Source organism: Solirubrobacter soli DSM 22325 (assembly GCF_000423665.1).
Lineage (GTDB): Bacteria > Actinomycetota > Thermoleophilia > Solirubrobacterales > Solirubrobacteraceae > Solirubrobacter > Solirubrobacter soli.
This window is the reverse complement of record NZ_KE384071.1, coordinates 446,814-471,838: the sequence shown is the minus strand read 5'-3', so window position 1 is coordinate 471,838 and position 25,025 is coordinate 446,814. Positions and strand designations below refer to the sequence as shown.

Annotated in this window: 24 protein-coding genes; 14 read left to right on the top strand and 10 right to left on the bottom strand. The window is 70.7% G+C overall.

Annotated features, from left to right (window positions below; genetic code table 11):
- The first annotated feature begins 45 nt into the window (after positions 1 to 45).
- The gene (rsmI, locus tag G569_RS0138050; protein ID WP_028067281.1) at positions 46 to 849 is read left to right on the top strand and encodes a 16S rRNA (cytidine(1402)-2'-O)-methyltransferase; all 804 of its coding nucleotides are present in this window, start codon (positions 46 to 48) and stop codon (positions 847 to 849) included.
- A gap of 115 nt (positions 850 to 964) precedes the next feature.
- Here rsmI and G569_RS55115 read toward each other — a convergent pair whose 3' ends face one another.
- Together G569_RS55115 and G569_RS0138040 are read right to left on the bottom strand one after the other, a co-directional pair.
- Complete coding sequence (locus G569_RS55115; protein ID WP_157592590.1) at positions 965 to 1,888, bottom strand: multicopper oxidase domain-containing protein; 924 nt, start codon at positions 1,886 to 1,888, stop codon at positions 965 to 967.
- A complete protein-coding gene (locus G569_RS0138040) occupies positions 1,885 to 2,934 on the bottom strand; it encodes a plastocyanin/azurin family copper-binding protein (RefSeq protein ID WP_028067280.1) in 1,050 nt (349 codons plus the stop codon). Before G569_RS0138040 ends, G569_RS55115 begins: the two co-directional genes overlap by 4 nt.
- Positions 2,935 to 3,102: 168 nt before the next feature.
- On the opposite strand from G569_RS0138040, the gene G569_RS59930 reads away from it, so the two are divergent.
- Entirely contained in the window at positions 3,103 to 3,936 is an 834-nt protein-coding gene (locus tag G569_RS59930; protein WP_053227620.1) for a cupredoxin domain-containing protein, read from the top strand.
- A 4-nt stretch (positions 3,937 to 3,940) separates the two neighbouring features.
- The gene (locus tag G569_RS0138030) at positions 3,941 to 4,924 is read left to right on the top strand and encodes a ketopantoate reductase family protein (protein WP_028067279.1); all 984 of its coding nucleotides are present in this window, start codon (positions 3,941 to 3,943) and stop codon (positions 4,922 to 4,924) included.
- Here G569_RS0138030 and G569_RS63345 read toward each other — a convergent pair.
- Genes G569_RS63345 through G569_RS0138010 form a run of 4 tightly spaced genes read right to left on the bottom strand, consistent with a single transcriptional unit; the run spans position 4,882 to position 7,305 of the window.
- Positions 4,882 to 5,289, bottom strand: a complete 408-nt coding sequence (locus G569_RS63345; RefSeq protein ID WP_028067278.1) for a DUF350 domain-containing protein — start codon at positions 5,287 to 5,289, stop codon at positions 4,882 to 4,884. The genes G569_RS0138030 and G569_RS63345 overlap by 43 nt on opposite strands.
- Before the next feature lie 14 nt (positions 5,290 to 5,303).
- A complete protein-coding gene (locus tag G569_RS0138020; RefSeq protein WP_028067277.1) occupies positions 5,304 to 6,479 on the bottom strand; it encodes a glutathionylspermidine synthase family protein in 1,176 nt (391 codons plus the stop codon).
- Positions 6,479 to 6,811 (bottom strand): hypothetical protein, encoded by a 333-nt coding sequence (locus tag G569_RS59925; protein ID WP_053227619.1) that lies wholly within the window; start codon positions 6,809 to 6,811, stop codon positions 6,479 to 6,481. The genes G569_RS0138020 and G569_RS59925 overlap by 1 nt, the downstream gene beginning before the upstream one ends.
- Positions 6,812 to 6,849: 38 nt before the next feature.
- On the bottom strand, positions 6,850 to 7,305 hold the full coding sequence (locus tag G569_RS0138010) for a potassium channel family protein (protein ID WP_169542338.1): 456 nt from the start codon (positions 7,303 to 7,305) through the stop codon (positions 6,850 to 6,852).
- Between the two features lie 58 nt (positions 7,306 to 7,363).
- On the opposite strand from G569_RS0138010, the gene G569_RS0138005 reads away from it, so the two are divergent.
- From G569_RS0138005 to G569_RS0137965, 9 genes are all read left to right on the top strand, one after another.
- The gene (locus tag G569_RS0138005) at positions 7,364 to 7,984 is read left to right on the top strand and encodes a LysE family translocator (RefSeq protein ID WP_028067275.1); all 621 of its coding nucleotides are present in this window, start codon (positions 7,364 to 7,366) and stop codon (positions 7,982 to 7,984) included.
- A 24-nt stretch (positions 7,985 to 8,008) separates the two neighbouring features.
- Positions 8,009 to 9,523 (top strand): methionine--tRNA ligase, encoded by a 1,515-nt coding sequence (metG, locus tag G569_RS0138000; RefSeq protein WP_028067274.1) that lies wholly within the window; start codon positions 8,009 to 8,011, stop codon positions 9,521 to 9,523.
- Positions 9,520 to 10,269: a TatD family hydrolase gene (locus tag G569_RS0137995; RefSeq protein ID WP_028067273.1), complete on the top strand. Its 750-nt coding sequence runs from the start codon at positions 9,520 to 9,522 to the stop codon at positions 10,267 to 10,269. Before metG ends, G569_RS0137995 begins: the two co-directional genes overlap by 4 nt.
- A 29-nt stretch (positions 10,270 to 10,298) precedes the next feature.
- Positions 10,299 to 11,090 (top strand): 16S rRNA (adenine(1518)-N(6)/adenine(1519)-N(6))-dimethyltransferase RsmA, encoded by a 792-nt coding sequence (gene rsmA / locus G569_RS0137990; protein WP_245602671.1) that lies wholly within the window; start codon positions 10,299 to 10,301, stop codon positions 11,088 to 11,090.
- The gene (locus G569_RS55100) at positions 11,081 to 11,872 is read left to right on the top strand and encodes a 4-(cytidine 5'-diphospho)-2-C-methyl-D-erythritol kinase (RefSeq protein WP_053227618.1); all 792 of its coding nucleotides are present in this window, start codon (positions 11,081 to 11,083) and stop codon (positions 11,870 to 11,872) included. The genes rsmA and G569_RS55100 overlap by 10 nt, the downstream gene beginning before the upstream one ends.
- Positions 11,869 to 13,422 (top strand): VTT domain-containing protein, encoded by a 1,554-nt coding sequence (locus G569_RS0137980; RefSeq protein ID WP_028067271.1) that lies wholly within the window; start codon positions 11,869 to 11,871, stop codon positions 13,420 to 13,422. Before G569_RS55100 ends, G569_RS0137980 begins: the two co-directional genes overlap by 4 nt.
- A 3-nt stretch (positions 13,423 to 13,425) precedes the next feature.
- Positions 13,426 to 13,647, top strand: coding sequence for a hypothetical protein (locus G569_RS0137975; protein WP_028067270.1), 222 nt, complete (start codon positions 13,426 to 13,428; stop codon positions 13,645 to 13,647).
- A gap of 18 nt (positions 13,648 to 13,665) precedes the next feature.
- Entirely contained in the window at positions 13,666 to 14,919 is a 1,254-nt protein-coding gene (locus G569_RS0137970) for a PucR family transcriptional regulator (RefSeq protein ID WP_157592588.1), read from the top strand.
- Positions 14,920 to 15,117: 198 nt separating this feature from the next.
- Entirely contained in the window at positions 15,118 to 15,759 is a 642-nt protein-coding gene (locus G569_RS0137965) for an FHA domain-containing protein (RefSeq protein WP_157592587.1), read from the top strand.
- A gap of 79 nt (positions 15,760 to 15,838) precedes the next feature.
- Here the strand turns inward: G569_RS0137965 and G569_RS55095 are convergent, their stop codons facing one another.
- Both G569_RS55095 and G569_RS0137955 read right to left on the bottom strand, forming a co-directional pair.
- Entirely contained in the window at positions 15,839 to 18,208 is a 2,370-nt protein-coding gene (locus G569_RS55095) for a glucosidase family protein (protein WP_211233194.1), read from the bottom strand.
- 66 nt (positions 18,209 to 18,274) lie between these two features.
- Positions 18,275 to 20,761 carry a glucosidase family protein gene (locus G569_RS0137955; RefSeq protein WP_028067267.1) on the bottom strand — a complete coding sequence of 829 codons (2,487 nt, stop codon included), beginning with the start codon at positions 20,759 to 20,761 and terminating at the stop codon, positions 18,275 to 18,277.
- A gap of 81 nt (positions 20,762 to 20,842) precedes the next feature.
- Between G569_RS0137955 and G569_RS0137950 the strand changes: the two genes are divergently transcribed.
- Positions 20,843 to 21,877 (top strand): LacI family DNA-binding transcriptional regulator, encoded by a 1,035-nt coding sequence (locus G569_RS0137950; RefSeq protein ID WP_028067266.1) that lies wholly within the window; start codon positions 20,843 to 20,845, stop codon positions 21,875 to 21,877.
- Here the strand turns inward: G569_RS0137950 and G569_RS0137945 are convergent.
- Entirely contained in the window at positions 21,814 to 22,434 is a 621-nt protein-coding gene (locus G569_RS0137945) for a DedA family protein (RefSeq protein ID WP_053227616.1), read from the bottom strand. The two genes, G569_RS0137950 and G569_RS0137945, sit on opposite strands and share 64 nt — an antisense overlap.
- A gap of 25 nt (positions 22,435 to 22,459) precedes the next feature.
- Here G569_RS0137945 and G569_RS0137940 point away from each other — a divergent pair, with 25 nt between their 5' ends.
- Entirely contained in the window at positions 22,460 to 23,254 is a 795-nt protein-coding gene (locus G569_RS0137940) for an MTAP family purine nucleoside phosphorylase (RefSeq protein WP_028067264.1), read from the top strand.
- A 38-nt stretch (positions 23,255 to 23,292) separates the two neighbouring features.
- Here the strand turns inward: G569_RS0137940 and G569_RS0137935 are convergent, their stop codons facing one another.
- On the bottom strand, positions 23,293 to 25,014 hold the full coding sequence (locus G569_RS0137935) for a hypothetical protein (protein ID WP_028067263.1): 1,722 nt from the start codon (positions 25,012 to 25,014) through the stop codon (positions 23,293 to 23,295).
- Positions 25,015 to 25,025 lie beyond the last annotated feature (11 nt).

Genomic DNA, 25,025 nt, shown 5'->3' with positions numbered 1-25,025 from the left:
GCGCGGGACCGACCGCGGGGTCTTGGGCATTCCGAGGGTGGCGTCGTGAGCGGCCGGCTGGTCGTCTGCCCGACGCCGATCGGGAACCTCGAGGACGTCACGCTGCGCGTCCTCGCCGCGCTGCGCGAGGCCGACGTCGTCGCGTGCGAGGACACCCGCCACACGCGGGTGCTGCTCGAGCGCTATGGCGTCTCGGCCAAGCTCGTCAGCTACCACGAGCACAACGAGCGCGCGAGGGCGGCCGAGTTGGTCGAACAGATGCGCGGGGGCGCGGTCGTCGCGCTCGTCTCGGATGCCGGCATGCCGCTCGTGTCCGACCCGGGCTTCCCGCTGGTGCAGGGCTGCGTGGCCGCGGGCCTGGCGGTCGAGGTGCTCCCGGGCCCGTCTTCGGCCCTCACCGCCCTCGTCGCGAGCGCACTGCCGTCCGACGTCTGGCGCTTCGCCGGCTTCCTCCCCCGCAAGCGCGGCGCGCTGGAGACCGCGTTCGCCAACCCGGAGACGCTCGTCGCCTTCGAGTCCCCCCGCCGGCTGGCCGCGAGCCTCGCCATCCTCGCCGAGCTCGACCCCACCCGCCCCGTCGCCGTCTGCCGCGAGCTCACCAAGCTCCACGAGGAGGTCGTCCGCGGCACCGCCGCCGACCTGGCCGAGAAGTACGCCAGCGAAGAGGCCCGCGGCGAGATCGTCCTCGTCGTCGGCGCCGCCCCCGCCCCCGAGGGCCTCGACCCAGCAGCCGTCGAGGCCGTCCGCACACTGGTCGAAGCGGGCGCCCGCGCAAAGACCGCCGCCAAGGTCGTCTCCGACCTCACCGGAGCGCCCGCGAACGCCCTCTACCGCGAGGTCGCAACCTAAAGCCCACCTAAGGGGTCAGACCCTTTACCTCGCCGTTAGGTTCCACGCGCGGCGCAGCAGCGCGGCGCTCGCCCAAAGAGAACCTAAAGAGAACCTAAGGTGCCTGACCCCTTATCTAGCGTTTAACTTGGTAGGTGCCGATCATGCCCGCCGCCATGTGGGTCTCGACGTGGCAGTGGTAGAGCCAGGTGCCTGGGTCGCGTTCGCGCCAGCGGATGCGGATCGACTCGGCGGGGCCGAGGGTGACGGTGTCGACGGGGGTGCCGGCGGGGTCGCGCCAGCGGTGGCCGTGGACGTGGAAGGTGTGGTGCTCTGAGCCCATCACGGTCACGTCCCACTGGACGAGGTCGCCGACGCGGGACTTGAAGACCGGGGTGTTGCCGACGAAGGCGCGGCCGTCGATCGCCTGGAACTTGCCCATCGGGGAGAAGACGACGACGTACTCGCGGTCGGGGGCCTTCTCGCGCTTGCCGAGGATCGAGAGCATGCCGAACATGCCGCCGTCGATCGAGGCCTCCATCTCCGGGCCGTGGTCGTGGTAGGGCCAGGCGCCGGCGGAGTCGCGGCCGGCGGTGAGCTTGTAGGTCCAGGTCTGGCCGGGCTTGACGTCGGCGTCGCGGCCGGAGAAGCCGGGCAGGTAGGCGCCGTCGGAGGAGGGCTTGTACTCGACGCCGTGGAAGTGCATCGAGTGCGGCCGGTTGAAGGTCGTGTCCAGGTTCTTGAAGTGGACCCGGATCTTGTCGCCGACGCGGGCCTTGATCAGCGGCCCGGGCATCAGGTCGGCGTTGCCGGAGCCGGGCGCCGACACGTTGGCCATCGGCTTCTTCCAGCCCTTCGTGTAGCGGCGGTACACCGTCGTGCCGAAGACCGTGTCGGCCGGCGGGTACTCCATCCCCATGATCGCGTCCTTGCCGTTGGGGACGATGTTGAACGTCACGGGCACCGCCGCCACCCAGTACTCGCGGGTGGCCGCGGACGCCGACGGGGCGGCGAGCAAGCTCGCCGCCCCGATGGTCAAAACCGTTGTCAGCCGTCTCACTGGACGGTGACGGTACCGTGCATGAAGGGGTGGATCAGGCAGTAGTAGTTGTAGGTGCCGGCCGTGTCGAACTTGACGCTCGCCGACTCGGGGAGCGGCGACTTCGAGTTGGCGTCCAGGACGCCGGTGTTGAAGAAGCCGTTGCCGTGCGTGGTGGGGGTCAGCGAGACCAGTGCGCCGACGTCGGACGGATAGGTGCCCTTCGGGTCGATCGAGGGTGACTCGAACGACGCCGCGATGCCACCGATGTAGGACGACGGGTCCTCGATGTTGCCGGGCCCGAACGTCACGGTGTGGGCCTCGTAGGAGCCCTTGCTCATCTGGAACTTGACCGTGGTGCCCTTGGCGACCGTGAGCGCCGCCGGGACCATGCCGAAGTACTCGACGCCGCCCTTGGCCGCCACGCCGACGCTGACGGTGTTGGCACCCGGATCGGTCTTGTCCAGGTCCTTGGCGGCCTTGACCGCTGCGTCGGCCTGCTTCTTCGCGGCCGCCGCGTCCTGCTTGGCGCCCTTCTTGACGACCGTCACCGAGGCCTTCATGCCCGGGTGCAGGTCGCAGTAGTAGGTGTAGTTGCCGGCCTTGGTGAACTTCACCGTCATCGGCTTGGCCTTGTCGGGCGGCAGGCCGGACTCGACGCCCTTGGCGCCCGTGTATGTCGCCTTCTTGCCCCAGCCGTTCGCGGTGGCGAACGCGGGGTTCAGGCTGAGGGCGTCCTGTCCGTTGAACCAGAACGCGACGCCCGCGGCGTCGTTGGACCCGGCGACCTTCTGGCCGGTCGGGATGATCAGGTCGAACGGCCCGTCGCCCTTCTTCGGGAAGTTGACCGTGTGGAAGCCGGCCGGCACGAACTTCACCGAGTCGCCGACGTTGACCTTCAGTTTGGACGGGAAGAAGGCGTTGGCAGTGGTCGTCTCGCCCATCTTCTTGGCGGCCGCGAGCGGGGGGCCGACAGAGACCGTCGTGGTCTTCGCCTGAGCTGCCGCAGGCACGAGCAGAGCCGCCGCCGCACTGGCGAACGCGACCGCCCGGAGGGGAACCATCATGGCGCTCCTTTAAGTGGTGTTGAGATAGCCAACGGGAGCGCGGAGGCCATGTCAAGTGATACAGGGAAGGTCTAGAGGTCGTACGAGGCCCCCCGTACGGCTAGCTCTCAAACCCCCGTTCGGAGAACTCCCTATCACCGGCTGATCGAAATCGAGATAGTCGGTGCGATGCGCCGAAGCCTGCCCCTGATGCTCGCGTTCCTCGTGCTCTTCGCGGCACCCGCGTCGGCGTCCGAGATGGATCACGGCCCGGCGGTCCCGATCTACAACGCGGCGTTCGGGATCCCGCACGTCGACGTGCTCGCCGGCGACACGGTGACGTGGCACAACGACTCCCTGCGCACCCACAACGTCAACGCCGACGACGGCAGCTTCGCGTCGCCGCGGCTGCTGATGTCGGCCTCGTACCAACTGCGCTTCGACACCCCAGGCGATTTCGCATATTTCTGTCAGCTGCATCCGTCAATGCGCGGTGACGTCGCCGTGCATCGCGTGCTGCTCGACGCCGCGAAGGAACCCGCCGCGCCCGGCAAGCCGTACGCGCTCACCGGCCGCGCCGCGCTGCCCGAGGGTGCGACCGTGTCGATCCAGGCGGGCGGCGTGGAGACGAGCACTGCCAAGGTCGGAGCCGGCGGCGCGTTCACCGCGACGGTGACTCCGCGCGAGACGACGGCGTACACGGCGGTGGTCGACGGCGAGTCCGCGCCGCCCGTGCAGGTGCTCGTGCTCGACCGCAAGGTGAGCGCGACACAGAAGGTGCGGGGCAAGCAACTGCAGATCGACGCGACCGTCACCCCGGCGTCCAAGGGCGCGACCGTCGTGCTCCAGCTCAAGCTCAAGGAGCACTTCGGCTGGTGGCCGGTCAAGGTCGCCGAGCTCGACGCGTCCTCGAAGGTCCGCTTCACGCTCAAGCGCGGCCGCAAGGTCCAGGCGCGGGTGCTGCTGACCGCTTCCGACGCGGCCACCGAGCTCGCGCGCAGCGCCACGTTCCGCCTACGCTAGGCGGATGCCGTCCAGGATCCTGGTCGTCGGTGGCGGTGCCATCGGCGGCATCACCGCCGCGCAGATGGACGCCGACGTCGTCGTGCTCGACGCCAACGCCGACCACGTCGCCGCCCTCCGCAAGGGCCTGATCTACGAGCAGGAAGGCGAGGAGCGGACCGCCGTCCTCGACGCGGTGGCGAGCGTCGACGAGCTCGACGGCGAGTTCGACTACGCCATGGTCGCCGTCAAGTCGCCGCTGCACCACGTCGCGCTCGAGCCGCTGGTCGCGCGCGGTGGGATCGGCGCGTTCGTCTCGATGGGCAACGGCCTGATCCAGGACCGGATGGAGGGGATCGTCGGCCGGGGCAACCTGCTCGCCTGCATCGTCGAATGGGGCGGATCCAACGTCGGGCCGGGCCACCTGATCCGCGACTCGCTCGGCGGCTACATGGTGGGCGAGCTGGACGGGACGCGCTCCGAGCGGGCGAGCACGCTGGCCGCCGCGCTCGAGCCGGTCGGCCGCACCCGCGTCACCGACAACGTGCGCGGGATGATCTGGTCCAAGCTGCTGATCAACTCCACGTTCACCGGGCTGTCAGCGGTGTCCGGCCTGCGCTACGGCGGCGTCGCCGAGCAGGGGCCGGAGGCCGTGTTCGCGCTGTGGGCCGAGGGCGTCGCGGTCGGCGACGCGCAGAACCTCCAGCTGGAGCGCATCCACGACGTCGAGGCGCACGAGTTCGGCCCGGAGGCGGTGGCGCAGATGATGCGCCACATGTACAACGTGCGCCCCTCGATGCTTCAGGACCTCGACGCGGGGCGCGACACCGAGGTCGACGTCGTCAACGGGGGCGTGGCGAGCAAGGGTCGCGAGCTCGGCATCGCGACGCCCTGCAACGACGCGGTGGTCGAGCTCGTGCACTCGATGGAGCGCGGCGAGCGCTCCCCGGACCCGCGCTGGCTGGCCTACGTCAGCGAGGCGCAGACGATCAGCGCGACCGACACCTGAATGCCGGCGGTCGCGTAGGCCGCGGGGTGCAGCGTCGGGTTGAAGCAGTGGTCGGCGAGCTTGCCCGGGATCACCATGTCCAGGACGAAGAAGCCGACCGCCTGGACGAGCACGCCGACGAGCCCGAAGACGGCGGCGTCGTCGAGCCCGTCCCAGCCCGCGCCGGTGAAGTGGATCGCGAAATACAGGATCAGGCCGAGTGAAGCGAGCCCGGTCGCGGCGAGCAGTCCGGCGCCCGGGTTGCCCTCCATCACGAGCTGCCCGAGCTTGCCGGGCGTCAGCAGGTCGAGGACGTAGAAGCCGATCACCAGGACCACGAGCCCGACGCCCGAGTAGGCGAGCACCTGCAGGACGAGTTCGAACACTTTGCGACTCCCTCTCAGTCGGCGATGATGTGCGGCACGAACCGCGAAAGATTGTTGGTCACGAGCCCGTTCGACTCGCGGATGCCCAGCCCTGCCGGCTCCATGTCGACGGTCCACACGCCGAGCACGGGGTGATTGCCGTCGTAGCTGCCGAGGTCCGTGTACTGCTGGACGACGTAGCCCTCCTCGCCGTAGCCCTGGTCCGGGCCGCGGTCGGCTTCCTGGCCGTCGATGACGATGAGGCTGTTCGCGCCCTCACGCGCGAGCAGCGGCTTCTTGACGTAGCTCGTCAGCGAGTGGTTCTCGCCCTCGAAGTACGCGGGGAGGAGGTTCGGGTGGTCCGGGAACAGCCGCCAGAGGACCGGCAGGATGCCCTTGTTGGACCACAGCATCTTCCAGATCGGCTCGATCCAGAGCGTCTGGCCCTGCTCGTCGCCCATCCGCCGCAGAGCGTCGTCGGCGAACTCCTCGTGGATCATCCACTCCCACGGGTAGAGCTTGAAGACGGTCCGGACGGAGCGGCCCTGCGGGTCGACGAAGCCGAGGTGCTCGTGGTAGCCGAGCTTCTCGATCGGCATCAGCTCGCACGTGTAGCCCGCCTCGCGGCAGGTCTCGACCATGTAGCCGACGGTCATGAAGTCCTCGCCGGACTTCTCCTGGCTGGTGTGCAGGAGGTACAGGCGGTCACCGGGGAGGCGCGGCTTGAGCTCCTTCCAGCGCTGCACGAGCAACTCGTGGACCATGTTCCACTGGTCGCCGCCGGCGCCGTAGAGGTCCTGGCACCAATGCCACTGGACGGCGGTCTCGACCAGCGCGGTGGGCGTGTCCGCGTTGTACTCGAGCATCTTGAAGCCGTCCGGGCCGTAGGCGAAGTCGAAGCGGCCGTAGACCATCGGCGGCTCGGCTTCCCACGTCTCCTTGATCCGCGGGATCGCCCACCCGGGGATGCCCATCTGCGAGAACAGGTTGCTCTCGATGATGTAGTCGCCGGCCTCGACGAGCATCTCCATCAGCAGACGGACGCTCGCCTCCATCTCGTAGACCTCGTCGCTGCCGAGCGTGTAGGCGTTGGACTCGTGCCAGTACGGCATGATGCTGCCGTCCGGCAACTCGGTCTTCCAGTAGATCAGGCCCTGCTGCTCGATGATCGACGGCCAGCCCTCGCGGGGCTCGACTTCGATCCGCTCCATCAACCGCCCCCGCTGTGCGACGCGGCCGCCCGGCCGACGCCGCTGGCGCTCGACTTGCTGCCCGAGCTGGATCCGAACCCGCCGCGGCGCGCGTTCTCGGCGATGTTGGACGCCGCCACGCGGCTGCCACCCTTCAGGCGCTGGCCGGTGGCGTAGCGGTTGCCGTTGACGAGGCTCCCTCCGTACAGCCAGAAGAACGAGCTGCCGCCGTGGATGGCGTCGTCGTCGCAGTGCTGGTTCTCGACGATCTGGTCGTTCTGGTCAACGCAGTACGCGGTGTCGTCGTCCCCGCCGCAGGCGGTGAACGCGAGCGCGAGCACGGGGACCGCCATGAGGGTGACGTTGCGGGATCTGAAGCGACGGCGTGGCTTCACAGCGCCTCCTCCTTGGGTGTCTCGTTGTGGACCCTGCGCAGTGCGTCGACGACCTCGGGGTGCGAGACCTTCGCGCGCAGCTTGTCCATCTCGGCTTCCAATACCTGGATCACGTGTTCGATGTCGTCGTCGAGCTCGGGCGTCTCGTCGCGGTCGTGGACCCTGGCCTCGCGGATCTCGTCGGCGAGCAGACCGGTCAGGATCGCCACGGTGCCGATGCCGCCCGCCATCACGAACGCGGCGACCCAGCGCCCGGGGATCGTGGCCGGCGAGTAGTCGCCGTAGCCGACGGTCGTCAGCGTGACGATCGCCCACCACATCCCGTCGAGCCAGCTGCCCTTCTCCTCGACCCAGCTGAACAGCCCGCCACCGACGACGATGGTGGTGAGAAGCAGATACACGCAGGCCCGGCCGGGCGACTGCGCGACGAAACGCATGACTGGGCGGATCAAGATCCGCGCACTGTAACCGGACCGCGGGCGTTTCGGGGGAAGTTGTACCGTCGCCTCGATGCTCGCCGCTCTGCTCATCGGATTCGGCCTTGGCGCCTCAGTGGCCGCTCAGCTCGGCCCCCTCTCGCTACTCACGATCCGCTCGACGCTGCGCAACGGCGTCCGGGTCGGGCTGGCGATCGGCGCGGGCATCGCGGTGATCGACACGCTGTACGCCGCGGCGGGCGCCGCCGGGGCGAGCGCGGTGCTGACGTTCGAGCCGATCCGCGTCGTCGCGGGCGTCCTCGGCGCGGTGGTGCTGATCTACCTCGGCGTCAAGACGCTGTACAGCGCGTTCCGGATCCGGCTCGGCGGTGAGACGGGCGAGGAGCTGGCGACGCCGAAGAAGGCGTTCGTCGTCGCGCTCGGCGCAACGGCTTCGAACCCTTTGACGATCGCCTCGTGGGCGGCGGTGTTCGCCGCGGCGAGTACGGCGGGCGCGACCGAGGGCGCCGCGGTGCTGACGCTGCTGGCGGGCGTCGGACTCGGCTCCATGGCGTGGATGACGGTGCTGACCGGTGGCGTCTCGCTGCTCCGGCGTCGCGTGGGCGACCGGATGCTGCGCATCGTCGACGGCCTGGCGGGCGTCGGCCTGCTCGGCTTCGGCGGTCTGCTCGCGCTGCGCACCTTCAAAGACTGAGTCCTACTAGCCTCCTCAGGGCCGATGGCCTACTACGTCACCACTCCCATCTTCTATGTGAACGCGGCCCCGCACCTGGGTCACGCGTACACCACCATCGGCGCCGACATCCTGGCGCGGCACATGCGCCAGCGCGGCGAGGAGGTCTTCTTCCTCACCGGCACCGATGAGCACGGCGAGCCGGTCGCCCAGGCGGCCGAGCGCGAGGGCGTCACGCCGAAGGAGCTCGCCGACCGCAACGCGGAGCGCTTCAAGGCGCTGATCCCGCGCATCAACGTCACCAACGACTTCTTCATCCGGACCTCGGACCCGCGCCACAAGCGCGCGGTCCAGGAGTTCATGCAGACGGTCTACGACAACGGCTACGTCTACAAGGGCGTCTACGAGGGCTGGTACTGCCCGCGCTGCGCGGACTTCAAGACCGAGAACGAGGTCGGCGAGGACAACACCTGCCCGATCCACAAGATCCCGCTCGACCGCGAGAAGGAGGAGAACTGGTTCTTCAAGCTCTCCGCCTTCCAGGAGCGGCTCGAGCAGCTCTACACGGACAAGCCGGAGTTCGTGCGCCCGCGCCACCGATACAACGAGGCGCGCGCGTTCATCACCGGCGGCCTCAATGACGTCAGCCTCAGCCGGTCCAAGCTCACGTGGGGCGTCGAGGTCCCGTGGGACCCGGACCACGTCTTCTACGTGTGGTTCGACGCGCTGTTGAACTACTACACGGCGCTCTCGTTCGCGGATCCCGAGAAGGACCTGACGGACACGTTCTGGCCGGCGTTCCACATCATCGGCAAGGACATCCTGAAGTTCCACGCGGTCTTCTGGCCCGCGATGCTGATGGCGGCCGGCGTCGAGCTCCCGCGCGAGATCTACATCCACGGCTACCTGCTGATGAAGGACGCGTCGGGCGAAGAGCACAAGATGAGCAAGTCGCTGGGCAACGTGCTCGACCCGTTCGAGGTCATGGACCGCTTCGGCACCGACGCGCTGCGGTACTACTGCTTCCGTGAGGTCTCCTTCGGGCAGGACGGCGGCGTCTCGACCAAGACGTTCGGCGACCGCTACGAGTCAGAGCTGGCCAACGATCTCGGGAACCTCGCGAGCCGCACGACCAACATGCTCGGCCGCTACACGGACTCCCACGTCCCGGCGGTCGACCTCGACCCCGAGCTGGCGGCGGACTTCGAAGGGCTGACCGAGGAGGTCGGCGCGCTGCTCGACGAGGCCGAGATCACCCAGGCGCTGGAGCGGATCTGGCAGCGCGTGCGGCGGCTGAACCGGTACGTCGAGGAGAAGGCGCCGTGGAAGCTGGCCAAGGACCCCGACGCCAAGGCTGAGCTGGAGACGGTGCTGCGCAGCCTCGCCGAGGGCCTGCGCGTGGTCACGGTGCTGCTGACGCCGTACATCCCGGAGTCGGCGGAGAAGCTCCTGGCCGCGCTCGGCGCGCCTGAGACGGAACTGGCCGGCGCGGTCTACGGTTCGCACCCCGGCGGCCAGCCCGTCTCCAAGCTCGCGCCCCTCTTCCCGAAGCCCGAGTGATCGACAGCCACACCCACCTCGACCGTGGGCCCGCTCCCGAGGACGAGCTCGTCGAGCAGGCCCGCGAGGCCGGTCTGACCCGCATCCTCACGATCGGGATGGATGCCCGATCGCGCGAGGCCGCCCTGCGCGCGGCGGAGACCTACCCCGAGGTCTACGCCGCGATCGGCCACCATCCCAACGACGCCACCGGCTACACGAGCGCGATCACCGACGAGCTGCGCGAGCTCGCCCAGCACCCGCGCTGCCTGGCGATCGGCGAGACCGGCCTGGACGACTTCCGCGATTACGCGCCGCGCGCCGACCAGGAGCGCGCGTTCGACGCTCAGATCGCGCTCGCGCACGAGCTGCGCAAGCCGCTGATCATCCACACGCGCGCGGCCGAGGACGACACGATCGAGTGGCTGACGACCAAGGCGCAAGGCCTCGAGGTCGTCATGCACTGCTTCTCGATGCCCACCCGCCTCGACGAGTGCCTGGCCAACGGCTGGTGGATCTCCTTCGCGGGCAACGTCACCTATCCCAAGGCGCAGGACCTGGCGGAAGCGGCGATCCAGACGCCGCTGGACCGGCTCCTGGTCGAGACGGATGCTCCCTATCTGACCCCGCAGGTCGTGCGCAAGGAGCGCAACCGCCCCGCCTACGTCGCCCACACCGCGGCCTTCATCGCCGAGCGCCGCGGCATCCCGTACGAGGAGCTTGACGCCGCCGTGACGGCCAACGCTGCCAAGCTCTTCCACTGGTGACGCAGCCCACCCAGCCCTCCGTACGAAGAATGCGCGAGTTCGGCATCCGCCCGAACCGCGACCTCGGCCAGAACTTCCTCGTCGACTCGAACATCCTCGACGTGATCGGGCGCGCCGCCGAGCTGACGGCCGACGACGTCGTGCTCGAGGTCGGCGGCGGGCTGGGTGTGCTTTCCGAGTACCTGGCGGAGAGAACCAGGCACGTGCACGTCGTCGAGCTCGACCGCGCGCTCGAGGCGCCGCTGCGCGACGCGCTCGACCCGCACCCGAACACGACGCTGCACATGGGCGACGCCGTCAAGCTCGACCTGACGACGCTCGACCCGCCCCCGGACAAGGTGGTCGCCAACCTCCCGTACGGCGTCGCCGCGACCGTGATCATCAAGACGATCGAGCTCGAGTCCGTGCACACGTGGGTGGCGATGGTGCAGAAGGAGGTGGGGGAGCGCTTCGCGGCCAAGCCGAGCACCTCCGCCTACGGCGTCCCCTCCGTGCTGGCCCAGCTCGCCTGCGACGTGCGCGTCGTGCGCAAGATCCCGCGCGGTGTCTTCACCCCGGTCCCGAACGTCGACTCGGTGCTGGTCGGCCTGAAACGACACGGGCCGGCGCCTTCGGAGAGCCTGCGCACGCTGGTCCAGCACGGCTTCGCCCACCGGCGCAAGGCGCTCGCCCGCTCGCTCTCGCTCGCCCCCGGAGCGAGCAAGGAGATCCGCGACCAGGCCCGCGAGGCCCTCGAAGCGCTCGGCCACCCCGCCGACGCGCGTGCCGAGTCGCTCTCGCCCGCCGACTGGCGCGCACTGTGGGAGCGCCTGTGCCCCTGACGACGCTCGCGCCCGGCAAGGTCAACCTCTGCCTGCTCGTCGGCGCGCCGCGCGCCGACGGCCTGCACCCGTTGGTCTCGGTGGTGCAGCCGACCGACCTGGCCGACGAGGTCTCGCTCGAGCCCGCCGACTTCGACGAGATCATCTGCCCCGGGGTCGAAGGTCCGAACCTCGCGTTCCGCGCCCTCGAGGAGTTCCGCTTCGCGACCGACTGGGAGATCACCGGCCTCAAGCTCACGATCACCAAGCGGGTCCCTGTCGCCGCCGGCATGGCGGGCGGGTCGAGTGACGCCGCCGCCGCGTTGCGCCTGGCCGCGTCCGCGTCCGGGTTCGCGATCCCGCCTGACCTGCCGAAGCGCCTCGGCGCCGACGTCACCGTGATGATCGACGCCGAGCGGGCGCTGATGACCGGCGCCGGCGAGCACGTGGAGAAGCTGCCGGGTGAGAAGCCGCCGCTGATCGTCGTCCCGCTCGACGCGCAGCTGACCGCGGCCGAGGTCTACCGCGAGTTCGACGCGCGCGACACGCCGCGCACGCCCGAGGAGCTCGCGGCGGCGGCCGAGCGGATCCGCCGCGGCGAGTTCGACCCGATCAACGATCTCGAGCCCGCGGCCCGCCGCCTGTGCCCGCTGATCGAGCCCGCGCTCGAGGCGCTGCGGCTCAACGGGGTAGAGCATCCGATGGTGAGCGGCTCCGGACCCACCGTCTTCGGCATCGGCGACGACCCCGACGCGGTCGCCCGCCTGCACGCCGCCGGCTACCACCGCGCGCTGGCGGCATGAAGTTCACCTGGCTCGCGGCGGCGGTCGCGCTCGCGGGCTGGCTGATCGCCCGCCGGCACAAGCAGAAGCGCTGGTTCCAGATCGCCGAGCTGGTGGTGATCGCGGTCGCGGTGCTGATCGGCGTCGGCGTCATCCACCTCCCGAACTTCGAGAAGCTCCTCGAGGACGCCGGACAGGCGCTCGGCGCGTGGACGTACGCGGTGGTCGGCCTGTTCGCCTTCCTGGAGACCGGCGCGTTCCTGGGCTTCATCGCGCCCGGGGAGACCGCGGTGATCGTCGGCGGGCTCGTCGCCGGGCAGGGCAAGATCAGCCTGCTCGCGCTGATCGCGATCGTCTGGGCGTGCTGCCTGATGGGCGACGCCCTCTCCTACGAGCTCGGCCGCCACAAGGGCCGCGCATGGCTGCTCAAGTACGGCGCGCGCGTCCAGATCACCGAGAGCCGGCTCGACCAGGTCGAGAAGCTCCTCAAGAGCCACGGTCCGGTGATGATCATCGTCGGCCGCTTCCTCGGCTTCGTCCGCCCGCTGATGCCGTTCATCGCCGGCGCCTCGCGGATGCCGTTCAAGCGCTTCTTCCCCTACGACGTGCTGGCCGCGGGTGCGTGGGCGACGACGTTCTGCACGCTCGGGTTCATCTTCTGGCGCTCGATCAACCAGCTCACCACCTACGTCTCGCGCGGGCTGTTCGCCTTCGGGACGCTCGTCGTGGTGATCGTCGGGATCGTCGCGCTGATCCACCTCCGGCGCAGCCCCGAGGCCCGCGCCAAGGTCCGCGACTGGATCGCCGAGCGCGAGGACCGGCGGGGCTGGAGCCTCCTCGCTCGGATCGCTCGCCCGGTCTGGCACTTCTTCCTGCGGCCGACCGCGGCCGTGCTCGACTTCTTCGCCCGCTTCACGCAGGCCCGCGTGACGCCCGGCAACCTCGGCCTCGAGCTGACGACGCTGCTGGCGCTGGCCGCGGTCGGGACGTTCTCGTTCTTCCTGCTCGGCGACATCGTGCTCAACGAGGGCGAGCCGCGGATCGACCGCTGGGCCGAGGACGTCGCCAAGCGCCTGAACACCGACATGCTCGTGAGCGTCGCCAAGGTGGTGACCGACCTCGGCGCTTCCTGGGTGACCGGCCCGCTCGCCCTGGCCACGGTGATCTTCGCGCTCGCGCGGCGGCGCTGGATCGACGCCGTCGCGGTCGCGTGCGGCTGGCCGCTCGTCTGGCTGGCCGTGCAGGTCACCAAGAACGGCTACGACCGCGCCCGCCCGCCCGCGAGCCTCGTGCAGACGTTCAACGAGGCGTTCCCGTCAGGCCACGCCGCGTACGCGGTGACGTGGGTCGCGTGCGCGACCGTGCTGGTCCGCGCGGGCGTCGGCTGGGCCGTCCGGATCGCCGCCGTGACCGTCGCGGTGGTCATCGTCGGCGTGGTCGGCGTGACCCGCGTCTACCTGCGCGCGCACTACCTGACGGACGTTCTTGCAGGAATCGCGCTCTCGGTGGCGATCTGGTCTTTCATCGGCATTCTCGCCTTGTTCGCCGGACGCCTTCGTAACAATGTGTAGGCCGTGACGGACGACCAGAAGACCTACGCCATCGCCGGGGCCGCCGCCGCGATCTCGCTGATCGCCTGGCTGTTCCTGGTCGTCGTGCCGGCCTGGAGGTCGTACTGGCGGGTGCGCGACCGGCTGGTCGCGACGCTGCTCAGCGTCTACGTGCTGGCGGCGTTCGTGCTCGCCGGCGCGGGCGTCGGCGCGGCTGTACTTTGGTACTTCAGCGACCGGCTGTAGACCTCTAACCTCTTACGGGTGTCATCGCCCGCCCGCAAAGAGGCGGCCATGCCGGACCTCGGCGCGCTCAGCGCGATGTCGGACGCGGTCGAATCCGGCCTCGGCCTCCCGGAAGTCGTCCGGGCCGCCGCGCGTGCGCTGGATTCCTCGCTGGTCCTGATCGACCGCTCGAGCTCCGTGCTCGCGGTCGCCGCGCGCTCGACGGCGGACGAGCGGACGCTGATGCGCGACGCCGAGGGCGTCGAGACCCATGAGCTGCGGGTGGGGGACGAGGTCGTCGGCCGCCTGCGCCTGCGGCCCCGAAGCGGGCCGCCCAGCGCCGCCGTGCTGCGGATCGCGACCACGATGATCGCGAGCGAGGTCGAGCGCCTCCGCGCCCCGGACCGCGCCTCCGAGGCCGCCCAGGCGGCGTTCCTCACCGCGCTCTTCGAGCGCAAGGTGACCGACCGCGGCGACATCCTCGCGCGCGCCTCCGAGCTCGGCGCCGACCTCGCCGAGGGCGGCGCGGTGGTCGTCGTGCGCGCCTACCACTTCGCCCCGGCCGACGACGACTGGCGCGCCCGCGTGCTCGCCGCCGCCGAGCGGGCCGCCCGCGCGGGCGCCGCCGGCTCGCTCGCCGCCGTGCTCGAGAGCACCGCCGACCCGGCCGGCCACGTCGTCGTACTGCTGCCGACATCGGGCGTCGCCGGACTGCGCCGCGTGGCCGACGGGATCTCGCGCGAGCTGCACGCGTCGGTCCACGGCTTCACGTTCACGCTCGGCTACTCGCGGATCGCGCACGACCCGGTCGACCTCTACCGCGCGGGCAACGAGGCCCTGCTGGCCGCCAACGTCGCCACCGCCGACGCCTCCGGTGACGGCGTCGCGATGCTCGCCTTCGAGGACACCGGCGCCTACCGGCTGCTGCTGCCCGCGATGAGCGAGGACCCGGCGGAGCTGCAGCGCTTCTACGCCGAGACGGTCGCCCCGCTGGTCGCGTACGACGACCAATACGAGACCGACCTCGTGCAGACGCTGGAGACGTTCCTGGACGCCGACGGCAACGTCGCCGGGACCGCGGCGCGGTTGTACACCCACCGCCACACCGTCCGCTACCGGCTCGAGCGCGTGAAGGACCTGACGTCGCTGGACGTGGCCTCGACCGACGGCCGCGAGAAGCTCGGCCTCGGGCTGAAGGCGATGCGGGTGCTCGGCATCGCGGCCCCGCGCGGCCCGGCCACCGAGGCGGGTGCCGGGGGCGGGCGCGTGAAACGCGAGCTCAAAGATCGGTAGGGCGACGAGGCCTTCCAGGCCCCGCCGCCCATCACCAGCGTCCAAGCCGATGATTCGGGTCCGGCGCTCCTTCGCCGGAAGGTCGCGCCGAACCCCTTTCCAACATGGCGTGCGGTGCGGCGATCCTCAGGTATCCCGGGGATCGAGTTCGCCACCGCGGGTATCGACTTGCGAGACCTGGGTATCGGGACCTGTGTCATGCACAGCCGCAGCCCCGCCGAACTCAAGGCCGAGCTCGACGCCGAGCGCGCGGGCGGGCCGTTCCTCGTCGTCGGCCCTGAGGTGCGCGTCCTGCCCGGGGACGGGCGGCTGACGCTCGGGCGCGAGCCCGCCTGCGACCTGTGCTTCGACGACCACGAGGTCTCGCGCCTGCACTGCGAGCTCGAGTTCGTGGGCGGGCACTGGGTGCTCGGCGACCACGGCCTCTCGCGCAACGGGACGTACCTCAACGGCGACCGGGTGCACGGCGAGCGGGCGCTGCACGACGGCGACACGATCCGGCTCGGGGCGACCGTCGTCACGTATCGCGCGCCCGGCGAGCGCACCGACCGCGAGACGCGCCCGGCGGCCGAGTCGCAGGTGGCCGAGTCGCTGACGCCCACCCAGCGGGGCGTGCTGATCGCGCTCTGCCGCCCGTACCGCGACGGCAGCCCGTTCGCGATCCCGGCGTCCAACCAGGCGATCGCCGACGAGGTCGCGCTCAGCGTCCCCCGCGTGAAGGCGCACCTGCACGACCTCTACGAGCGGCTCGGCGTGGAGGACCTGCCCCACAACGCCAAGCGCGCCAAGCTCGTAGAGGTCGCGTTCCAAGCGGGCGCGGTGTCAGCTAGCGAGCTATAGAGGCCCGCTGAAGGATTCCGGCACACCTGCTGTGGCGCATCCGCAGCGGCTGCACCACATCAGGCGGGCCGACCGTCCTTCAGCGAACCTCGACCGTGTGCCTTCCGTTGGGCGGCGTCTTGACGGTCACCTCGTAGCCGCGGTTCGTCTGCCGGACGTCGGGCCTGCGGACGGTCCGGCCGTCGAGCGTCACCTTCGACGGCGGGCGCTTGAGCGTCAGGCCGACGTTCAGCTCCCGCAGGCGGGTGCGGACGGTCACGGTGGTCGAGCTCGGCGTGGCCGCCACGTCGACGGAGCCGTCACCGAGCCGGATGTTGCGGCCCGCGACGCTCGGCTGGCCGTCGGGGACCTGCGGGACGACGTCGAGCCGGCCTGTGCCCAGCGAGGGTCGCACGCCGAGCTGCTGATGGATCACCGGCCAGGCGGTGCCGTACTGGCCCCAGGCCTGCATGACCATCGAGCGGCACGACCAGCAGCGGTCGATGTTCGCGTTCTGGTCCGGTGACGGCAGGACCTCGGGCAGCGCGCCCGGCTGTTCGTCGGGCTGGAGCATCGGCGCCGCGTTGGCGTCCGTGTAGCGCTTCGCCGAGCGACCGTAGTTGCCCTCGCCGACGGCCTGGATCGAGTTGCCGAGCGAGTAGATGATCCGCTCGCCCGCCCCGGTCGGGCCGCCGCCGCAGCCGGTGTGGAACAGGCCGGGGTTGAACGGCGGCGTGCCGCTGTAGCAGTCCGTCTCGCGCTGTGCCAGCGCGGCGGCGCCGTGATCGGCGGGCGCGAGGCCGGGGATCGTCTCGCCGTCGTCGGTCAGCTCGATCTCCATCGGGGTGACGCCGATCCAGTGCTTCTGCTGGATGCGGGTGTTGGTGTCGCTCAGCGAGTCCGCGTACTGGCTCGATGCCGCGTCCCACCACTGCGGGTCGAACCTCGCCCGCAGCTTGTCCGCCAGCCCGCCCGCCCAGCGTTCGGTGCCCCGGTCGTGCTTGGCCTGCGCCATGTCGGCGAGGTCGTAGAGGCCGCGGATGAAGTAGACGGTGTTGTCGAGCTTCTCCGGCCCCATGCCGGTGCGCTCGACGTTGCCGAGGCCTTCGGGCCAGCCGTCGCCGTCCTTGTCGAGCGTGGTGACGATGTACTTCAGGTTCCGGACCGAGAAGTCGTACAGGGAGTCCCGGAACCGGTCGTCGCCCGTCCAGCGCCACACCAGCGCCACGGCGCTCGGGAACTTGGCGGTCTCGTCCGTGTTGCCGGGGCTCGAGTTGGCGCCGTAGTAGACCGAGCCGTCGGTGACGATCTCGTGGGCGACCTTGCCCGAGCGCTCGTTCAACGCATCGCTGATGTCACGCAGCGCGATCAGGTGCGCCTTGATCGTGTCGAACTGCCCGAGTGCGACCGCCGCGAACGCCGTGTACTCGCCGTCGGTGGCGAACAGCCACGGGTAGTCCGGGTAGCCGGCGCCGAAGAAGGTGACGCTCGGGATCTTCGCGATCGGGGGCGGGAAGGCCTTGCCCTCGTCGGTGAAGCGCAGGTTCAGGTCGGTCGCGGTCTGCGTGAGGTCGGCCAGGTTCTGCTTGCCCCAGTCGATCGCCTCCTGCAGCTGCCGGTCGCCCGGCAGGTCGACCTTCGAGTACTCGCCGAGCCTTGCCCGGTCGCCGGCCTTCTGCGCGAGCTGGCGGTCCGGGTCGCGCAGGGCGCCGGCGAGATCCTGCTTCGTTGCCGCGACGGCGATCCAGACCGTCTCCGAGCCGCCGGGCCTGACCGTGACCGAGTACCGCAGCTGGCCGCCGGTGCCCTTGCCGTACGGGCCGTCGTCGCACCCGCTCGGGAGCGACTGCGAGTCGGCGGCGCACACCGTGCCGGGCTGCGCCCCCCAGTGGCCGGGACCGGCCTCGGCGCCGGCGGCGCGGCGGTCGGAGGCCACGAACGAGCTGTACGAGCCGTCGCTGAAGGCCAGCGCGCCATCGCTCACCGCGCCGGTGTCGGCGCCGTTGGACGATGCGCTCGGCGTCGTCCAGCCCCACGGGTAGGCCGTCATCAGCTCCGAGTGGGCGTCGACCTTGACCGTCACGGTCTTCGCCGCGCTCCCCGGGTTGCTCAACTGCAGCCCATAGAGCATCGCTCGCTTGCCGTCGGGTGCGAAGTCCGTCCTGCGCAGCTTCAGGCCCGACGCGTCGGGCAGGTCGTAGCGGACGTAGCCGCGCCCGCTCGTGAACCTGGTCGCCGCTCCCACCCAGGCGTCGTCGACGCCGAACCAGACGCCGTCCGCGAGCTTGAGCGGCGGCGCCCAGATGCCGCCCATCTCACCCGTGATGTGCCAGCCGTTCGCGTAGAAGCGGCCGTCCTGGAAGCCGACCGAGTACGACCGCGTGCCCGCGGCCACCTCCCGGCGGTCCTGCAGCCGGTCCTGGACGGACAGCTCGGACTGCGCCTGCGCCACCGCCGGCACAAGCGCCATTGCCGCGCTCAACGTGAGCGCGCTCCTCCATCGCATACGCGTACCTCCCGTGGGAGGCGGTACCCGCTATGAACGCACGACTACCACGTGCTTGCCAGACGTCGGGACCTTGACGGTGACCTCGACGCCGCGGTTGGTCTCGCGAACAGTCGGCTTGGACACCTTCTCGCCGTCGAGCGTGACCGAGCTCGCCTCCTCGCCGGCGGGGAGCGTCGCGCCGACGCGCACCTCCTTGACGCCCTCGATCGCCTCGACCGTGGTCGTCGTCGTGTACTTGCTGCCGCTGACCGTCGCCTCGACCGCCGCGGCGCCCTTGCCGAGCCGGATGTCCTTGCCGGCGATGCGCTTCTGGCCCTCGGGGATCTGCGGGACGATCTCGAGCTTGCCGGTCCCGATCGACGGGCGCACGCCGAGCTGCTGGTGGATCACCGGCCAGGCGATCCCGTACTGGCCCCACGCCTGCATGAACATCGAGCGGCAGGTCCAGCAGCGTCCGATGTTGGCGTCCTGGTCGGGGGAGGGAAGCGTCTCCGGCAGCGCGCCCGGCATCTCGTCGGGCTCGAGCATCGGCAGCGCGTTGGCGTCCGTGTAGCGGCGCTGCTGCTCCTCGGTCATGCGCCCGTAGTTGCCCTCGGCGACGGCGGCGACCGAGTTCGTGAGCGAGTACACGATCGCCTCGCCCTTGCCGTCCGGGCCGCCTTCGCAGCCGGTGTGGAAGAGGCCGAGGTTGAGCGGGTCGGTGCCGCTGAAGCAATCGGTCTCGCGCTCGTCAAGCGCGGTTGACGCGTTCTCGGCGTCCGCGAGGCCCGGGGTGGCGAGGCCGTTGCGGGTCAGCTCGGCCTCCATCGGGGTGACGCCGATCCAGTGCTTCTGCTGCACCTGCTGGCCCGTCTTGAGCGAGTCGGCGTACTGGCTCGTCTGGTCCCACCAGGTGTCATCGAACTTCGCGCGCAGCTTGTTCGCCAGATCGTTCGCCCACTTCGCGTCGGCGGTCTTCTTCTTGGCTTTCGCCATGTCGGCGAAGTCGTAGAGGCCGCGGATCAGGTAGACGGCGTTGTCGAGCTTCTCCTCGCCCATGTTCGTGCGCTCGACGTTGCCGAGGCCCTCGGGCCAGCCGTCCTTGTCGGCGTCGAGCTTGGTGGTGACGTACTTGAGCGCGCGGCGGCTGAAGTCGTACATGCGGTCGCGGAAGCGGTTGTCGCCGGTCCAGCGCCAGACCAGCGCGACGGCGGACGGGAACTTGACCGTCTCGTCGGTGTTGCCGGGGTCGGTGTTGGCGCCGAAGTAGACCGAGCCGTCGGTGACGGTCTCGTGGACCACCTTGCCCGAGTTCGCGTTGAGGTCGTCGGAGATCTCGCGCAGGGCGCTGAGGTGGTTCTTGATCGCCTCGAACTGCCCGAGCGCGACCGCCGCGAACGCCGTGTACTCGCCGTCGGTGGCGAAGATCCACGGGTAGTCGGGGTAGCCGGCGCCGATGAACGTCGCGCGCTTGACGTTGTGCACCGGCGCCGGGAACGCCTTGCCCTGGTTCGTGAAGCGGATCTGCATGTTCGTCGCGGTCTGCGTGAGGTCCGCGAGGTTCTGCTTGCCCCAGTCGAGCGCCTCTTGGAGCTTGCGGTCGCCGGGCAGGTCGACCGTCGAGCGCGCGGCGAGCTCGTCGCGCTCGGCGACCTTGGCGGCGAACTGCGCGTCCGGGTCCTGCAGCGCCTTGGCGAGCTCCTTCTTGGCGTCGGCGATCCCGCGGTCGGAGCCGGCGACGGCGACCCACACGGTCTGCGCGGTGCGCGAGCCGAGCGTGAGCTTGTAGCGCAGCTGGCCGCCGGTGCCCTTGCCGAACGGGCCGTCGTCGCACACGCTGGGCGTGGACTTGTCGCCGTCCTTGCAGATCGCGCCCGGCTGCGGGCCGCGGTGGTCCGGGCCGACCTCGCCCGCGTCGGGAACGCGGTTGGAGGCCACCAGCGCGGTGTAGTCGTGCGGCTCGCCGCCGGTGATCGTCCCGCGGTCCATGAACGTCAGCCCGTTGTTCTCGAACGTGGCGATGTCGGGGAGGTTGCCCCCGGCCGCCGGGGTGGAGGCCGACCACGGATAGGCGCCCATCAGCTCCGAGTGGACGTCGACCTTGACCGTGATCGTCTTCGCCGCGGGGGTCGGGTTCGCGATCTGGAACCCGTACAGCACGGCCCGCGTGCCGTCGGGCGCGAAGTCGGTCCGCTGCATCAGCAGCCCGTCGATCGGCGGCAGCGCGTAGCGGACGAAGCCGCGCCCGCTCGTGAACTTGGTCGCCGGGCCGACCCAGTCGTCGTCGATGCCGAACCAGATCCCGTCGGCCAGCTTGAGCGGCGGTGCCCAGATCCCGCCCATCTCGCCCGTGATGTGCCAGCCGTTGGCGTAGAAGCGGCCGTCCTCGAAGCCGATCGAGTACGCGCGGGTACCGGCCGCGACCGCCCGCCGGTCCTTCAGGCGCTTCGTCACCGTCAGCTGCTCGGCGGCATGGGCGGTGGCCGGCATCAGAGCCAGCGCCATCCCCAGCGCGACCAGTCGCTTCCCCCGCATCGTGCTTCCTCCCCGGAACTCTCTTGAGCAGGCAGGGTACGCGTGCGCGGGTGTGGGTAAGCGGTGGGACGAGCCACCGTAATGTCGTCACACGCCCCAGACCCGCCGCGTCGCCGCCCCACGATCGCCGATGTCGCGCGCCGCGCGGGCGTTTCCGCGGCCGCCGTGTCGTTCGCCGTCAACGACCGGCCCGGCGTCTCTTCCGGGACACGTGAACGAATTCTTGCGGCGGCGCGTGAGCTGGGTTGGCAGCCGTCGGCGTCCGCGCGGGCGCTGACCGAGGCGCGGACCCGGGCCGTCGGGCTCGTGCTGGCGCGCTCGGCGGCGCAGCTCGAGGGCGACTCGTTCTTCCTGCGCTTCCTGTCCGGGATCGAGGCGACGCTGACCGCGGTCGACTACGCGCTGCTGCTGCAGATCGTGCCGGGCGATGCGTCGGCGGCGCTGCCCACGTACGAGCGGCTGGCCGCCGCGGGGCGGGTGGACGGGTTCCTGCTCACCGACGTCGAGGCCGCCGACCCGCGGATCGAGTTGCTCGCCGCCGCCGCGATGCCCGTGGTCCTGGCGGGGCGGCCGGTCGGGTCGTCGCCGTTCCCGTGGCTGGAGACGCGACATGACGAGGGGATCGCGCCCGCGGTCGCGCATCTCGTCGCGCTCGGACACGAGCGGATCGGGTTCTTCTCCGGGCGGCCGGACTTCGAGCACCAGCGGCTGCGCGAGGCGGCGTGGCGCGCGGCTCTGGCCGTGGCGGGGCTGTCGCCGGGCCCGCTCGGCCACGTCGTCCTGGACCAGCACGCGGCGGCGGTCTCGCTGCTGCGGGAGGAGCCGACCGCGGTCGTGTGCGCGTCGGACGCGCTCGCCCTGGCGGTCTGCGGTGCGGCCCGGTCGTTGGGCCTGCTCGTCCCCGACGATCTCTCGGTGGTCGGCTTCGACGACTCCTTCCTGGCGGCGTTCGCGACGCCGGCCCTGACGTCCGTGCGGGTCGACTACGCGGAGTTCGGGGCGGCCGCGGCGAGCGCGTTGCTGGCCGCGATCGCGGGCGGGGAGCCGCCGGACTACTCGCCGTCGCTGCCCGAGTTGGTGGTCCGCGACTCGACCGCCTTGCGACGGCGCCGGTAGAGCCAGAACGCGATCAGCGCGGCGACCACGACGCCGGCGCTGATCGGGCCGACGACCTCGATCGCGTGCTCGGCGAGGTCGCCGAGGAAGTAGATCGAGAGCGCGATGCTCGCCGCCCACGCGATCCCGCCCAGCGCGTTCCAGAACAGGAACGTGGGCCACGCCATCTTGTTCATCCCCGCCAGCCACGCGGACGCGATCCGCAGGCCCGCGACCCAGCGGCCGAGGAAGACCGCCTTCGGGCCATGCTTGGCGAAGAACGGCTCGCCGTGTTCGAGGACCTTGAGCCGGTGGGTGTGCAGCGGGCCCGGGTGGGTGAAGACGCGTCGCCCGAAGTGCCGTCCGATCGCGAACCCCACGTTGTCGCCGAGGATCGCGGCCGTCGCCGCGAGGACCGTCAGCGTGCCGATGTCCATGTGGCCGCGGTGCGCGAGCAGCGCCGCGCCGATCAGCGCGGTCTCCGCCGGCACGGGGATGCCCATCGTCTCGATCGCGATCAGCACGAACACGACCGTGTAGCCGACGTTCGCTCCGACATCGATCAGGGCGGCGAACACAAGATCTGTATACCGTGCCGCCGGTATGGCGATCGGAATCTTGACCGGGTCGGGGACCTACGCGCTCCCCGGACTGGAGAGCTCAGGGCCGCTACCGGAGTACACGCCGTGGGGCGAGGTCCTGCTGTCGCGCGGAACGTGGGCGGGTGTCGAGGTGATCCACATCTCCCGCCACGGGCCGGGCCATCCGCGGCTTTCCAACCAGGTGACGCACCGCGCCAACATCGCGGCGCTGAAGGCCGCGGGTGCGGTGGGTGTGTTGGCCGTGACGGTGTGCGGCGCGGTCGATCCGTCGGCTTCGCTGGGGTCCCTGGTCTGCTTCGACGACCTCCACTTCCTGTCGAACCGGCTGCCCGACGGGTCGTTGTGCACGTACTTCACCGAGCCGGGAGCGGTCGACCGCGGGCACTGGATCTACGAGGGCCCGTTCTCGTCGGAGTTGCGGGGCGCCTTGCTTGCGGGCGCGGCCGACGCGGGCGTGCCGGTTCGCGACGGCGGCGTCTACGGACACGTCGACGGACCCCGCTTCAACACGGCGGCCGAGATCCGGTCGCTGGCGGCGGCGGGCGTCACCGCGGTGTCGCAGACCGCCGGCCCGGAGACGGTGCTGAGCGGCGAGCTGGAGCTTCCCTACGCGCTCCTCGGCTTCCTCACCGACTACGCCAACGGCGTCAAGGACGACGCGACCCCCGTCGAGGCGCTCGTGGAGAACATGGCGGCATCCGCCGACGCGTTCGCGTCCGTGCTGCGCGCCGCGCTCCCGCACATCGACGCCCCGAAGCCCCCGGGCATCGTCTACCGCTTCGCCGCTTCGGACTGACGTGGGCCTGGCGGCCCACCGCCCAAGGTGATGCGCCCCTAGCGCGACACGCGGATCGTCGTCTCGGCCTGGCCGGAGATGCGGTAGTCGTCGTCGCGGAACGCCTCGCCGCGGACGCGGCCGATGCGCAGCGAGACGCCGTCGTAGCGCGCCGTCGAGCGGACCTGGGCGGCGAGCTCGTCGAGCGACGCCGGGCCCGGGTCGCCGCCCTCGTTCTGCTCCTCGTCCCCGCCGAGGATGATCGTCGTGAAGGCGTCGGCGCCCTGGTCGGCGTCCTGGCCGACGAGGCGCAGCGTCTGGCGACCGGAGTGGGTGTCGCGCGGGATCGTCATCGAGTAGGTGCGGGTGAGCCTCTTGCCGCGCACGACCTGGAGCTTGACCTTGACCTTGACCTTCTGGCCCGCGCGCACGTTCTCGGGCAGCGAGATGTCGCGGATGAACGCCTGGTCGGTGCCGCGGTGGACCTTCACCTGCACGTTGACGCCGGTCACGTTCGGGGGCGTGCCGGTGTAGGCGTCGATCGAGGCGAGCGCGGAGCCGAGGTCGTTGGCCGCGCCGCTGAGCACCGCGTTCGACGCGCCGCCGTCCTCGCTCTGGCCGCCGCTCGCCGACACGTAGCGGTTGCAGAACCGCAGCGGCTTCTTGATCTCCGCGACCGTGATCCGCGCGCACATCTCGCCGGTCAGGCGGCCCGGCACGCTGCCGAGCACGCTGCTGATCCCCTGGGTGACGGCCAGCGGCGCGATCGCCGACGTCCACGACCCGCCGCTCGGCAGGTCGACCGCCGCCTCGTCCGCCGCGCCCGTGTTGACCACGTTGCGGCCCTTGGTGTCCTCGTCATCGGCGATTACCTGGATCGGCACCGTGTGCGGGAACACGCCCGTCCGGCCCGTGACCGCGCTGAAGCCGTCATTGGTGACCGTGCCCAGATCGTGGCCCGACGCCGCGAGCTTGTAGGTCGAAGCGATCGCCCCGATCTGCAGCGGGTTGTTGATGATCTTGTAGACGTATGCGTCCTGCAGGAGCAGCGCCCGCTTGCCGTTGCCCTCCAGCTCGTGGCCGAAGACCCAGACCCGGTCGCCGTCGACGTAGGCCACGGTGCCGGTCGCGCTCGTGCGCACGTCACCGTTGGAGTAGCCGACCGCCACCGCCGACCCCGGCTGCAGGGTCTGCGGCGGGAACCATCCCAGCGGCCCCGCCGGCACCGCCAGCACCGGCCGCCCCGCCTTCGCGGCCGCCTTCGTCAGCGCGTTCGCCAGCGGCGCGTTCAACCCACTCACGGACAGCGGCGCGGCGATCGGCTTCGCCCGTGCCATCGCCGCCTTCATCCGCGTCGACGCGGGCCGGTTCGGCACGTCCACAGGCGTCCCGAGGATCGCGTCGATCGAGGTCGCCAGCGCCACCTTCCCGCCGTACTCGTTCACCGACTGCGAGATCGCCCCGATCACCCGCTGCACGCCCTGCGCGTCCGGGCAGTAGATCGGCGACCCCGAGAACCCCGGCCCGATGCCCGTCGCGTCGACCGCCGGCCCGGAGACCTGGATCAGGATGTTCCCGATCCCCGCCGCCTCACCCGCCGCGACATCCAGCACCGTCACGTCGAACGTGCTGATCGCGGTGCCCTGGATCACCGACCGGCCGGTGCACTGCATCCCGGCCTGCACCTGCGACAACGGCATGGTCGGATCGCCCGCAAACGCCGGAGCGACGGGCACGAGAAAGGCCGCGACCGCGGCGACGGCGAACGAACGAATGCGCATGGAGGCCGCCA

What these genes read in the sequence shown, in the direction of transcription:
- G569_RS0137955 (WP_028067267.1), bottom strand. Translation starts at nt 20,761, where the DNA reads ATGCGGGGGAAGCGACTGGTCGCGCTGGGGATGGCGCTGGCTCTGATG.
- G569_RS0137940 (WP_028067264.1), top strand. Translation starts at nt 22,460, where the DNA reads ATGGCGATCGGAATCTTGACCGGGTCGGGGACCTACGCGCTCCCCGGA.
- G569_RS0138005 (WP_028067275.1), top strand. Translation starts at nt 7,364, where the DNA reads ATGCTCGCCGCTCTGCTCATCGGATTCGGCCTTGGCGCCTCAGTGGCC.
- G569_RS0138040 (WP_028067280.1), bottom strand. Translation starts at nt 2,934, where the DNA reads ATGATGGTTCCCCTCCGGGCGGTCGCGTTCGCCAGTGCGGCGGCGGCT.
- G569_RS55095 (WP_211233194.1), bottom strand. Translation starts at nt 18,208, where the DNA reads ATGGCGCTTGTGCCGGCGGTGGCGCAGGCGCAGTCCGAGCTGTCCGTC.
- G569_RS0138020 (WP_028067277.1), bottom strand. Translation starts at nt 6,479, where the DNA reads ATGGAGCGGATCGAAGTCGAGCCCCGCGAGGGCTGGCCGTCGATCATC.
- G569_RS0137935 (WP_028067263.1), bottom strand. Translation starts at nt 25,014, where the DNA reads ATGCGCATTCGTTCGTTCGCCGTCGCCGCGGTCGCGGCCTTTCTCGTG.
- G569_RS0137965 (WP_157592587.1), top strand. Translation starts at nt 15,118, where the DNA reads ATGCACAGCCGCAGCCCCGCCGAACTCAAGGCCGAGCTCGACGCCGAG.
- G569_RS0137950 (WP_028067266.1), top strand. Translation starts at nt 20,843, where the DNA reads ATGTCGTCACACGCCCCAGACCCGCCGCGTCGCCGCCCCACGATCGCC.
- G569_RS0137980 (WP_028067271.1), top strand. Translation starts at nt 11,869, where the DNA reads ATGAAGTTCACCTGGCTCGCGGCGGCGGTCGCGCTCGCGGGCTGGCTG.
- rsmA (WP_245602671.1), top strand. Translation starts at nt 10,299, where the DNA reads ATGCGCGAGTTCGGCATCCGCCCGAACCGCGACCTCGGCCAGAACTTC.
- G569_RS59925 (WP_053227619.1), bottom strand. Translation starts at nt 6,811, where the DNA reads ATGGCGGTCCCCGTGCTCGCGCTCGCGTTCACCGCCTGCGGCGGGGAC.
- G569_RS0138030 (WP_028067279.1), top strand. Translation starts at nt 3,941, where the DNA reads ATGCCGTCCAGGATCCTGGTCGTCGGTGGCGGTGCCATCGGCGGCATC.
- G569_RS59930 (WP_053227620.1), top strand. Translation starts at nt 3,103, where the DNA reads ATGCGCCGAAGCCTGCCCCTGATGCTCGCGTTCCTCGTGCTCTTCGCG.
- metG (WP_028067274.1), top strand. Translation starts at nt 8,009, where the DNA reads ATGGCCTACTACGTCACCACTCCCATCTTCTATGTGAACGCGGCCCCG.